This is a genomic window from Azonexus sp. MM2026_4 (assembly GCF_055901855.1).
In genome coordinates this window covers 935149-946444 of the sequence record NZ_CM148380.1, presented here as the reverse complement: position 1 = coordinate 946444, position 11296 = coordinate 935149, and the positions used below count along the sequence as shown (strand labels likewise).

Annotated in this window: 12 protein-coding genes and 1 pseudogene; all 13 read left to right on the top strand. The window is 48.3% G+C overall.

From position 1 onward, the window contains the following. Positions 1–48: 48 nt before the first annotated feature. Positions 49–684, top strand: a complete 636-nt coding sequence (locus AC0KWY_RS04420; protein WP_474028436.1) for a glycosyltransferase — start codon at positions 49–51, stop codon at positions 682–684. A 32-nt stretch (positions 685–716) separates the two neighbouring features. After that, on the top strand, positions 717–932 hold the full coding sequence (locus AC0KWY_RS04415) for a hypothetical protein (protein WP_474028435.1): 216 nt from the start codon (positions 717–719) through the stop codon (positions 930–932). Positions 933–1448: 516 nt separating this feature from the next. Next, on the top strand, positions 1449–1919 hold the full coding sequence (locus AC0KWY_RS04410; protein ID WP_474028434.1) for a hypothetical protein: 471 nt from the start codon (positions 1449–1451) through the stop codon (positions 1917–1919). A gap of 794 nt (positions 1920–2713) precedes the next feature. Continuing rightward, positions 2714–2926: pseudogene (locus AC0KWY_RS04405) on the top strand (CatB-related O-acetyltransferase); the annotation flags it as partial. 70 nt (positions 2927–2996) lie between these two features. Then, entirely contained in the window at positions 2997–3923 is a 927-nt protein-coding gene (locus tag AC0KWY_RS04400; protein ID WP_474028433.1) for an O-antigen ligase family protein, read from the top strand. Between the two features lie 342 nt (positions 3924–4265). Next, positions 4266–5384 carry a glycosyltransferase gene (locus tag AC0KWY_RS04395; RefSeq protein WP_474028432.1) on the top strand — a complete coding sequence of 373 codons (1119 nt, stop codon included), beginning with the start codon at positions 4266–4268 and terminating at the stop codon, positions 5382–5384. 2 nt (positions 5385–5386) lie between these two features. Continuing rightward, positions 5387–6427 (top strand): polysaccharide biosynthesis protein, encoded by a 1041-nt coding sequence (locus AC0KWY_RS04390; protein ID WP_474028431.1) that lies wholly within the window; start codon positions 5387–5389, stop codon positions 6425–6427. A gap of 4 nt (positions 6428–6431) precedes the next feature. After that, positions 6432–7559 (top strand): UDP-2-acetamido-2,6-beta-L-arabino-hexul-4-ose reductase, encoded by a 1128-nt coding sequence (wbjC, locus tag AC0KWY_RS04385; protein ID WP_474028430.1) that lies wholly within the window; start codon positions 6432–6434, stop codon positions 7557–7559. Positions 7560–7585: 26 nt separating this feature from the next. Next, positions 7586–8437 carry a UDP-N-acetyl glucosamine 2-epimerase gene (locus AC0KWY_RS04380; protein ID WP_474028429.1) on the top strand — a complete coding sequence of 284 codons (852 nt, stop codon included), beginning with the start codon at positions 7586–7588 and terminating at the stop codon, positions 8435–8437. After that, on the top strand, positions 8358–8723 hold the full coding sequence (locus AC0KWY_RS04375) for a UDP-N-acetylglucosamine 2-epimerase (protein ID WP_474028428.1): 366 nt from the start codon (positions 8358–8360) through the stop codon (positions 8721–8723). Before AC0KWY_RS04380 ends, AC0KWY_RS04375 begins: the two co-directional genes overlap by 80 nt. Before the next feature lie 4 nt (positions 8724–8727). Then, the gene (locus AC0KWY_RS04370) at positions 8728–9951 is read left to right on the top strand and encodes a glycosyltransferase family 4 protein (protein WP_474028427.1); all 1224 of its coding nucleotides are present in this window, start codon (positions 8728–8730) and stop codon (positions 9949–9951) included. A 27-nt stretch (positions 9952–9978) separates the two neighbouring features. Continuing rightward, positions 9979–10656, top strand: coding sequence for a PIG-L deacetylase family protein (locus AC0KWY_RS04365; protein ID WP_474028426.1), 678 nt, complete (start codon positions 9979–9981; stop codon positions 10654–10656). Then, complete coding sequence (locus AC0KWY_RS04360; protein ID WP_474028425.1) at positions 10656–11285, top strand: sugar transferase; 630 nt, start codon at positions 10656–10658, stop codon at positions 11283–11285. Before AC0KWY_RS04365 ends, AC0KWY_RS04360 begins: the two co-directional genes overlap by 1 nt. Positions 11286–11296 lie beyond the last annotated feature (11 nt).

Sequence of the window (11296 nt, the reverse complement as noted above, 5' to 3'; positions counted from 1 at the left end):
TCAGATTGGTTAAATATCCGAAGTACTTTTATTTCACTTGGTTATAGCTTGCCCGTAAAAATTTTCCGTGAAATTCACCGAAATGTTTTGATTGCACGGGAGATATATCGAAGTTCGCCAGATGTGATTCATGCGAACGATTTCGATACTCTTCCTGCTTCCTGGGTTGTTGCCAAATTAACCGGTGCGCGGGTTATTTACGATTCGCACCAAATATTTACAGAAAACGGGTCTATTGCAAAAAAGCCAGTAATAAAAAAGGTTGTTAAGTATGTTGAAGGATTTTTGGCGAGGCGGGTTTGTCATATGGTTAGCGTAAGTCATTCCGCTAGTGACCTATTGAGCAATTTTTACGGTATAAAAAAACCTACAGTAATTACAAATTGCCCTTATCGTGAACGGGTAGATAACTGCCAAAAAAGTGCTAAATTTGAAGTGCTCTATCAAGGGCAATATTATAGAGGGCGTGGTTACGAAAACTTCATTCTTTCGGCTAAATATATCAGCGAAGATATAGTTCTCGTTTTACGCGGCTACGGAGATTTGGAGGGCGAACTAAGAAGATTGGTTATTGAAAATAATCTTGAGCATAAGGTTCGTTTTGATTCTCCTGTTGAGATTCGTGAATTGATTTCTGCCGCATCGAAGTCGAATTTAGGTGTGGGTCTGCGACTGAACCGATAAGCGACAATTTTAAATATACCGTTTCGAATAAGTTGTTCGAATATATCGGGGCAGGGCTTCCTGTTCTGCTATCTGATCTTCCCGAACATCGCTTGTTGGTTGAGAAATATGGGTTTGGAGAGATTTTGGATAATATTGAGCCGAAAACAATTGCAGATGCGTTGGTTCGGTTAAGTAAAAAGGGGGGCGTTTTTGATCAGATGTTGGAAAAAGCCACCCAAGCAAGATGTTTTGTGTTGGGAAAATGAGGGGCGAAAATTTATTGAAATATACGATCGCTGTTTTGGCAGAGTAAATTGAGTACGCTAAAGTCCGTCTCTACCCTCGTTTGGCGGAACGGGGGCTTTGGCTATTTCTTTTTTGACGCAGCCTATATTAACTAGGTTATATCTTCCTAGCGAAATCGGTTTTTATGCATCGATTGTTGCTTATGTGAGCGTTCTTTTATACCATTTCTCACGGCGGATACGACCAGGCCATCGTAACAGCAGAATATAAGCGCGAGTCCGCAAATTTATTCGTGCTTTCAGTCGGGGTGTTAATTTTTGTATGTGCGCTGTTGTCGTTGTTTTTGCTGTTTTTGCTTTCACGAGGCGAAGATTTTTTGTATCTCGCACTGGTTGCTCTACTTTGGCGCTCGGGGCGGTAAATAATCTTATAGTTTCCTTATTGAATAGAGAGAGGGCTTACAGCGATATAGCTAGTGGTGTTTTCATTCGGCAGATATTCGTTTCTGTGCTCCAAGTTATATTGGGTCTCCTAGGATGGTCCGCATTGGGATTGTTGCTTTGCCAGATTTTGGTGCTGCTATTTCCAGTGTGTTTCTTTGGAATAAAGTCGGCATTGCAGGGCGTAGGCAGATATTGCAATTGGGTAGAACTGGTATTTGTTATGTTGCCAGTAAATTTAAATCTCAATTGATTTATTATGTACCTGCTGTTTTTATAGCTTCTGTTTCATATGCTATTTTGATTTTCTGTGTAAAGTACATATATGGGGTTGAGTTGCTTGGTTTTTACTCAATGGCATTTTCGATATTAATTCTTCCGATAACTATTATCGCTCATTCGGTTCATAAAGTTTATATGAGAATGGCTAGCGATGAATTCGCTAGAACTAAGTCATACAGAAAATCGCTGTTTTTTTTCAATAAAGGTATTGGCGGCGATTTCTGTCTTTATATATGTTTTGCTTTATATTTCAGCGGAAAAGTTTTCTGTTATATATTTTGGTGAAAAGTGGCTGGTGACGGGGAAGATAATTGCTTTGCTCTGTCCAATGTTTGCTGTAAGGTTTGTGTTCAACGGTTAATGGCCGTTATACGATTATCTGACCATCGCCAAAAAACCAATTTGGTTTTTCAAGTCGTGCTAATGTTTGCTCACCTTGCTGGTTGCAGCGGCCGCATTCGAGCTATCGCTCGGTTATGAGGTTTTTTTGAATGGAATCGTTGTTTCTTATTTGTTTTGCTATATTTTTCAAATATTTTATGTTTGCAAACCGTATTTGTTTTTAACTAAGAGCAAGGGGTTTGATTAAAAGAGGTGGTTTATTTGGGCGGCTTTTGGTCGGTTTGTCTGAATATAATATCTCTTAATAAAATTCGGATTGGGTCGCCATGCTAGATTTTCTATATAAGATTTTTGCGATACTTGTGTGCATTCCCATAGCTGTTCGTCAAGCATTAATTGAAAACTCTCTTACAGTGCTCTCTAGATTGAGGCATAAGTCTGTTTTGGTTTGGTCCACAATCTTATGCCTGATAAGTCATCCTGTTTTGAAAGGGAGAGCCTTCATATGGGAAGGCGCTACATTACAAAATGTACGGTTTGGTAAATATAGTTACTGCGCTCATCGTACAAGAATAAACTATGCAGAGATTGGGCGTTATGTTTCGATTGGGCCCGATTCTTTCATTGGGCTCGGTGTTCATCCATCAGGATTTGTTTCGACGTTTCCCGGGTTTTATTCGAAAAATAGGCATGCAATCAATTATTTTGTCGATGATTCTGTGAGAGAAAATGTCAAGACATATATAGGCAACGATGTGTGGATTGGTGCCGGAGTTATTATTCCAGGAGGGGTTACCATTGGTGATGGAGCCATTATTGCCGCAGGTTCCGTGGTTACAAAAGATGTTCCTCCTTACTCGATTATGGGCGGTGTGCCAGCGAAACTAATTCGAAGTCGATTTTCTCCAGATGTTGTCGATAAGCTGTTGAAAATTCAATGGTGGAACTTTACAGAGGAGCGATTGTTGGAGTGCGCACAACACTTTTCGTCCCCGGATATATTCTTGAGGATGATTTCAGATGCCGGTGGCTTTAATGAATAATATTGAGCGGAGCTTCAACAGCGATAGCCGGTTTTTGGGATTTCTCGTTGGGTTTTGGTTTGTCTCATGGAATTATTTCGCTATTGAAGGTGCTCTGCAGATCACATTGTATATTTTGGCTACAATTGCTAGTTTTGGGCTTGTTTTTTTGAATCGTCAGAAAGTTTCCGTCGGTTCTCTTGTTTTTGTACTTGCGATTAATTGTGTGTTTTTATTGAGTACGATTTACTTTTTGATCCAGGGTAGGGATTTAGAAGATTTCTTTCTTGATAATTATATTAGATTCTGTTTGTTCGGGTCTTTAGGCTTTTTGTTAGCGCAAATGGTGGAGGATTTCTTTTCTCTCCTTAAGTCGCTTTTGCTGTTTTCACTCTATGGAGTATTGTTGTCTGGAGTTATTGTTTATTCGGGTGATGAACGGGTTCTTTTGAACACCTATATGCAGTTGTCTTATTATTTGTTTTATGCGTTTGTTTTTGTTCCGATGTTTTTTTTGCTGAAAGGTAGATGGCTGCTTTTTTGGACTAGCTTTCTGATTTTCGGCGGTGTTTTGATTTTTCTTGGGACTCGGGGAGCGGTTGTTTCTTTTTTTGTCCTGGTGTGTTCGGTAATGTTTGTATTTAAGTATGGCAACTCAGTTAGAAACGGAATTTTTCTGTTATTCACATTGATTGCTGTGATTTTAATCGTGCAGCAGGTGGTTTTTTCGAACTTTAGTGTATTGGCGGATTTTTCCGATCTATTTTCCCATTCCAGACTGATGGCGCTTTTCAGTGATGACGCTATAGGAAGTGATTCGGGTCGAGGTGATTTTTATGGTGCTGTTTACGATGGAATAAAATCAAATCCTTTTTTTGGAGGAATTGGTGTTGATCGGTTTTATTTGGTGAGAGGGGGGTGGTAGAGAATTTAAATAGCTATGCACATAAGTATTTACCTCGAATTGCTGTCGCATTTTGGAATTGTTTTTGGTTTTGTTGCTATATTTTTTTCTCATTATTTGATTTATAAAACCTTGGTTGTTTCATACCGCGATAAAGTTGTTTTTGTGGTATTGGCGTCTTGCATTGGTATATGGTTTTTTCCACGGCTGTTTTCCTCTACCTATTTGGTTAGTCAAACTTTGGTAGTTGCTGGTTTGTGCGTTGCGGCATTCAGAACTAAGCGCAGGGTGATATTGTGAGGTTGATTTTTTTGGGTGGTATTTTATCTACTCCTAATAAGGGGTTGTTTCTGAAAAACTCTATTGGGCCAGTTTGGATATGCCGCCGATGTCTTGCAAATTGGGTTTGTTCAGGGATTTGATGCAAATTATCCGGGAGAGGTTTTTGTTTTAAATTTGCCTTATATCGGTTCCTTCCCGCGGCGATTTAAAAGAATATACCTCCCTGGTGAGGTGGGTGTTTTTTTTAGTAAAACGCGTTTGATTGGGGTTGGGTTTATTAATCTCGCCGTTTTTAAAGCGGTAGCGCGTTTTTTTTCCTCTTTTTTTGGTTTGTTGAAATACGGCTTCAAAGCAGATCACCTTGTTGTATATGCTGCTCACTTGCCTTTTGTTTGTTCTGCGATTTTGTTCTCTTACATGCGTAGGCGAGTACAACTCGCGATAATTGTTCCCGATCTTCCCGAGTTTATGAGTGATAAAACAGGGCTCATGGGGTTGTTAAAGAAAATTCAGGCATTTGTTTTTTATTTTCTTGTAAAGAGATTTGATAAATTTGTGGTGCTTACGGAGGCGATGTCTGAACGTATTGGGGGGAGGGGTGAGGCCTTTATTGTTGTTGAAGGAATCGCGCTACCAAGAATGGTGACGCAGAGAATAGGTGAGCGCCGATATATTCTATATACAGGCACTCTCGAGTTGCGTTATGGGATAAAGCTGCTAGTCGAAGCGTTTAATTTCGCTAATCCTACTAATTGTGAGCTCTGGATTTGTGGTGATGGTGATGGTAGAGATTTTGTTACTCAGAGCTCGGCGGAAAATAGTAAAATTGTTTTTCTCGGTCAATTAGAAAGAGAAAAAGTTCTACAGCTTCAGGAAGAGGCTCTTGTACTGATAAATCCAAGGCAGCCAATTGGCGAGTTTACGAAATATTCATTTCCCTCTAAAGTTATAGAATATATGAGTTCAGGTCGGCCCGTTTTGATGTACGACCTCCCCGGGGTGCCTCGCGAATATTCACCATACTACTTCCGTCCACGAGACCTGACTCTCGAATCATTAGCTGAGGTTATTCTTTATGTTTCCGAGGCAAGTGATAGTTTTTTAGATGATTTCGGCTTGGAGGCCAAGAAGTTTATCGATGAGCATAAATCTGCAAATGCGCAGGTTTCAGAGGGTTGTCCAATTTTTTTTCGGAGATAAAAATGATTAACAACGTTTTATTGATTACAGGTGGTACTGGTTCCTTCGGTAATGCTGTGCTTCGACGTTTTATTAATAGTGATATTTCAGAAATCCGAATCTTTAGCCGCGACGAAAAAAAACAGGACGACATGCGCAAGCGTTACAACAACGCCAAGCTGAAGTTCTACATTGGCGATGTTCGCGATCCGCACAGCGTTGCGCAGGCGATGCGTGGCGTGGATTACGTTTTCCATGCTGCGGCGCTGAAGCAGGTTCCTTCCTGCGAATTTCATCCCATGCAGGCGGTGCGTACCAATGTCTTGGGAACGGAAAATGTTCTGACGGCCGCCGTTGATGCCGGCGTCAAGCGCGTGGTTTGCCTGAGTACCGACAAGGCGGTTTATCCGATCAACGCCATGGGGATTTCCAAGGCGATGATGGAAAAGGTCATGGTGGCGTCCAGCCGTAATCTGGAAGGTACCGGGACGGTCATTTGCGGTACCCGTTACGGTAACGTGATGGCTTCTCGTGGTTCGGTGATTCCGTTATTCGTTGATCAGGTGCGCAACGGTCAGCCGATCACGATCACCGATCCGACGATGACCCGTTTCATGATGACGCTGGCCGATGCGGTTGACCTCGTCCTGTACGCTTTCGAACACGGCAACAACGGCGACATCTTCGTGCAGAAGGCGCCGGCGGCTACGGTTGATGTCTTGGCTCGCGCCGTTCTCGAATTGATGGGCAAGCCGGAACATCCGGTGAATGTCATGGGTACCCGCCACGGCGAGAAGCTTTACGAAGCGCTGCTGAGCCGCGAGGAAATGGCTTGTGCGGAAGATATGGGTGACTATTTCCGCGTGCCGCCGGACGGTCGCGATCTGAACTACTCGAAGTACGTGGATCAGGGCGAACAACGCCTGACGCAGACGGCGCACGGCGAGGACTACAACTCGCACAACACGACCCGGCTCGATGTCGAGGGGATGAAGAAGTTGCTGTTGAAGCTCGATTTCATGCAGAAGATTGCCCGCGGCGAGTACGCGGTTGCCGAGGAGTAATCCGATGAAGGTGCTGATCACTGGGGCGGCCGGCTTTGTCGGCCGGAACCTGCAGTTGTTCCTGGCGGAACGCAAGGATGTCGAGGTAGTTTCCTTCGAACGCGAGGACAGCCTGGATGACCTGCCGTCCAAATTGGCCGGTGTCGATTTCGTGTTTCACCTGGCTGGCGTCAATCGCCCGCAGGATCCGCAGGAGTTCGTGACCGGCAACACCGACCTGACGTCGGTACTGTGCGAAGCGGTCGGCCGTGCGGTGCGGGAAGGCGGCAAGGCGATCCCGGTGATTTACACCTCGTCGATCCAGGCGGATCGCGACAACCCTTACGGGCAGAGCAAGCTGGGGGCAGAGCAGGTCTTGCGCAGCGCCGGCCAGGCGTTCGGTTTTCCGGTTTATCTCTTCCGTCTGCCGAATGTTTTCGGTAAGTGGTGCCGGCCGAATTACAATTCGGCGGTGGCCACTTTCTGCCACAACATTGCCCGCGATCTGCCGATCCAGGTCAATGATCCGGCAGCGCCTGTCACCCTGGTTTATATCGATGATGTTGTCTCCCGTTTTCTCCAGTTGATGGACGGTGCCGATCCGCAACCGTCGCCGGAGGGTTTTGTCACGGTGGCGCCGCAGTACTCGACGACGGTTGGCGAGCTTGCCGGACTGATCCGTTCTTTCCGGGAGAGCCGCAATACGCTGATTACTGAGCGTGTTGGCACGGGCCTGGTGCGCGCTCTGTATTCCACCTATGTCAGCTATCTGCCGAAGGAGGCGTTCGCCTACCCGGTGACGCAACATGGCGACGCGCGGGGTGTCTTCGTCGAGATGCTCAAGACGCCGGATTGTGGCCAGTTTTCTTTCTTCACGGCACATCCGGGGATTACCCGCGGTGGGCATTATCACCACACGAAGACCGAGAAGTTCCTGGTCATCAAGGGTAAGGCGCGCTTCAAGTTCCGCCACATGCAGAGCGGCGAGTGTTACGAGCTGTTCACGTCCGGCGAGAAGTCGGAGATCGTCGAGACGGTTCCCGGTTGGACCCATGACATCACCAATGTCGGCGATGACGAGATGGTTGTCATGCTGTGGGCCAACGAAATCTTCGATCGCGAGCACCCGGATACTTTTTCCGCACCGCTCTGAACAAATCACTTTTCGAACGTATAACGATGAAAAAACTCAAAGTCATGACCGTGGTCGGTACCCGGCCGGAGATCATTCGCCTGTCGCGCGTGCTGGCCCGCCTCGACGAGCATTGCGAGCATGTGCTGGTGCATACCGGGCAGAATTACGATTACGAACTGAACCAGGTCTTTTTTGACGACCTGGGCGTGCGCAAGCCGGATCATTTCCTGAACAGCGCGAGCGGCAGCAGTGGCGCGGCGCATACCATCGGAAACCTGATCATCGCCGTGGACCAGGTGCTGGCTACCGAGAATCCGGAAGCGATGCTGGTGCTGGGCGATACCAACAGCTGCCTGGCAGTGATCCCGGCCAAGCGGCGCAAGATCCCGATTTTCCACATGGAAGCCGGCAATCGTTGTTTCGACCTGCGCGTGCCCGAGGAAACCAACCGCCGTATCGTCAACCACACGGCCGACATCAATTTGACCTACAGCACCATCGCCCGCGACTACTTGCTGCGCGAAGGTCTGGCGCCCGACCAGGTGATCAAGACCGGCAGCCCGATGTTCGAGGTCCTGAATCACTACCGGCCGCGGATCGAGGCGTCGGATGTGCTGCAGCGCCTGGAGCTGCAGCCGGAAGGCTACTTCGTGGTCAGTGCGCACCGCGAAGAGAACATCGAGTCGGAACGCTGCTTCTCCAAGCTGGTAGCGGTGCTCAACGCTGTGGCAGAGGACTACAACCTGCCGGTCATCGTGTCGAACGCATCCCCGGACGCAAAAGCGTGTCGATGCGACGGGCGCCAAGTTCCACCCGATGGTGCGCCTGCTCAAGCCGCTGGGCTTCCACGATTACGTCAAGCTGCAGCTTTCGGCCAAGGCGGTGTTGTCGGATAGCGGAACGATCAACGAGGAATCGTCGATCCTCAATTTCCCCGCGCTCAACCTGCGCGAAGCACACGAACGCCCGGAAGGCATGGAAGAAGCCGCCGTGATGATGGTGGGCCTGGAAGTCGAGCGCGTCCGCCAGGGGCTGTCCATCCTCCAGACACAGCCGCGCGGTGAAACCCGTGGCCTGCGTCTGGTCGAGGACTACAGCATGCCCAATGTCTCCGACAAGGTGCTGCGCATCATCCACAGCTATACCGATTACGTGAATCGGGTGGTCTGGAAGCGGTACTGAAAACGTGCGCGTTCTGTTGCTGACCCAATGGTTCGATCCTGAACCCGTTCCCAAAGGCTTGGCTTTTGCGCGAGAGTTGGTGCGCCAAGGGTGCGAGGTTGAGGTGGTGACGGGTTTCCCGAATTACCCGGGAGGCAAGCTGTATCAAGGTTATCGTGTTCGACCGATTCAACGGGAGGAAATCGATGGTGTGAAAATCACTCGGGTTCCGCTTTATCCGAGTCATGATTCTTCCGCTATTCGACGTATTGTCAATTACCTGAGTTTTTCAGCTTCCCTGTTGCTCTATACCCTTTTCGGTGCGCGTCGGGCTGACGTAATTTATGCTTATCATCCGCCGTTAACCGTCGGGGTTGCAGCCGGCATTGTCAGGTTGTTGCGACGTATCCCGGTGGTCTACGACATCCAGGATATGTGGCCTGACAGCTTGCGAGCATCAGGTATGTTGGGTAACGAGAAAATCCTGACGGTGGTGGAGCAAGTCTGCCAGTGGGTCTACCGCAAGGTGGACAAGATCGTCGTGCTATCTCCGGGCTTCCGGAATCTCCTGATCAGCCGCGGTGTTGATGAGCGCAAAATCGAGGTGATCTATAACTGGTGCGATGAGTCGTCGATATTCAACGCGGCGGAAATTGGCGAACGTACAAGTTCCCTGCCGGAAGGATTTAACATCCTGTTTGCCGGGACGATGGGCAAGGGGCAAGGGCTGGCATCCGTGCTTAGAGCTGCAGAGATCGTTAGGGATATGGCCCCCAGGATTCGTTTTATCTTTCTGGGAAGCGGCACCGAATGTGATGCACTAAAAGAACAGGCGCGAAGCAGGGGACTTGAGAATGTACTTTTCCTGCCGCGCGTGCCGATGGCAGAAGTCGGCGCAGTGTTGCAGGCTGCGGATGCTCTGCTGGTTCATCTAAAGGACGATGAGCTTTATCGCATCACGATTCCTTCCAAGACGCAGGCTTACATGGCAGCCGGGAAACCTATCCTGATGGCGGTGAGCGGTGACGCTGCCGATTTGGTGAATGTTGCAGGATGCGGGCTGACAGCGCTTTCCGAGAATCCGGACGCTATTGCTGCTGCAGCAATGGCGCTCGCAAAAATGTCGAGCAGTGAACTGGCTGCAATGGGCAAGCTCGGACAGGATTATTACTGGCGGGAGTTATCCTTGTCGGCAGGTGTTACGCGTTTCAAACAAATTTTTTCAGGTATTGCCCGAGACCGTCGTTGATCCGCGGGTTTGAAAGGAAGAGAGAATATGACGATTCTCGTATTGGCGCCGCATGCCGACGATGAGGTTTTGGGCATGGGGGGGACTATCGCCCGCTTTGCCAATCAGGGCAAAAGAGTGGTTGTTGCTGTCTTGACCGGGCATGGAGAGGATAAGCATCCTCTTTGGGAACCGGCAATGTGGGACCGCATTCGCGGGGAGGCAAAGGAAGCTTGTGCTGGGCTCGGAGTAGCGGATTTGCTTTTTCGAGAACTGCCCGCCGCTTGTCTGGATAACGTGCCAGCTTGGCAAATCAATCAGGTTGTGACCAGCGTTTTGAAGGAGGTTCAACCCGAAGAGCTCTACATACCGTTTTCCCACGATTTGCACCAAGATCATCATGCAATTGCATATGCAGCGACCGTCGCATGCCGGCCGTATCTCGAGATGGGGCGTCAAGTCAAGCGGGTATTGGCTTATGAAACTTTGTCCGAGACTCACCTTGCTCCTCCCTATCTTGCGCCTCCATTTCAACCGAACGTCTTCGTTGATATTTCCGATTCGCTGGAAAAAAAGCTCGATGCGATGAGGCGCTATGCTTCCCAGCTTCAAGCCGATCATCTGCCGCGTTCAATTGAGGCGTTGCGGGCCTTGGCACGTGTTCGTGGCACGCATATCGGCGTTGAGGCAGCCGAAGCTTTCGTTTTGCTAAGGGAGAGCATCTGATGTGCAATGGTTTTTGGGGGAGGTTCGGTAAGCGTGCCTGCGATCTAGCGCTGGCGCTTGGGATCGTGTTGCTTCTTTGGCCATTGTTGCTTGTCGTAGCTATATTGGTTCGTTTGAAACTCGGATCGCCGGTGATCTTTTCGCAAACTCGCCTTGGTCGAGGCGCCACAGAATTCAGGTTGTACAAGTTCCGCTCGATGACAGATGCTCGTGGTCCGGATGGAGAGCTTTTGCCGGATGAAGTCAGGCTGACACGCTTCGGACGTTTGTTGCGCAGTACGAGTCTCGACGAACTTCCGCAGATTGTTAACATCCTGAAGGGAGAAATGAGTTTTATCGGTCCCCGGGCAACACTTCCGGCGTACAAATCACAGCTTCTTGAGAAGTATCCGGAGAGATTTGATGCGACTCCTGGAATTACCAGTCTCCCTGCGATTCGTGGGCGGAATTCTTTGGATTGGGATCAGAAATTTTCTCTTGATGTCGAATATGTCCGGCGCTTCGGTTTCAGGATGGATCTGGAGATTTTTTTGAAGACAATTCCAGTCGTCCTGGGGCGAGAGGGGATTTCTATGCCAGGGCAGGCAACGGCAACTCGTTATGATCAGCATGCCAACAAGAAAAACTGATTTGGAGACTA

Coding starts and splice junctions, on each gene's coding strand:
- AC0KWY_RS04390 (WP_474028431.1), top strand. CDS start 5,387: ATGATTAACAACGTTTTATTGATTACAGGTGGTACTGGTTCCTTCGGT.
- wbjC (WP_474028430.1), top strand. CDS start 6,432: ATGAAGGTGCTGATCACTGGGGCGGCCGGCTTTGTCGGCCGGAACCTG.
- AC0KWY_RS04360 (WP_474028425.1), top strand. CDS start 10,656: ATGTGCAATGGTTTTTGGGGGAGGTTCGGTAAGCGTGCCTGCGATCTA.
- AC0KWY_RS04410 (WP_474028434.1), top strand. CDS start 1,449: ATGGTCCGCATTGGGATTGTTGCTTTGCCAGATTTTGGTGCTGCTATT.
- AC0KWY_RS04400 (WP_474028433.1), top strand. CDS start 2,997: ATGCCGGTGGCTTTAATGAATAATATTGAGCGGAGCTTCAACAGCGAT.
- AC0KWY_RS04365 (WP_474028426.1), top strand. CDS start 9,979: ATGACGATTCTCGTATTGGCGCCGCATGCCGACGATGAGGTTTTGGGC.
- AC0KWY_RS04375 (WP_474028428.1), top strand. CDS start 8,358: ATGGTGCGCCTGCTCAAGCCGCTGGGCTTCCACGATTACGTCAAGCTG.
- AC0KWY_RS04380 (WP_474028429.1), top strand. CDS start 7,586: ATGAAAAAACTCAAAGTCATGACCGTGGTCGGTACCCGGCCGGAGATC.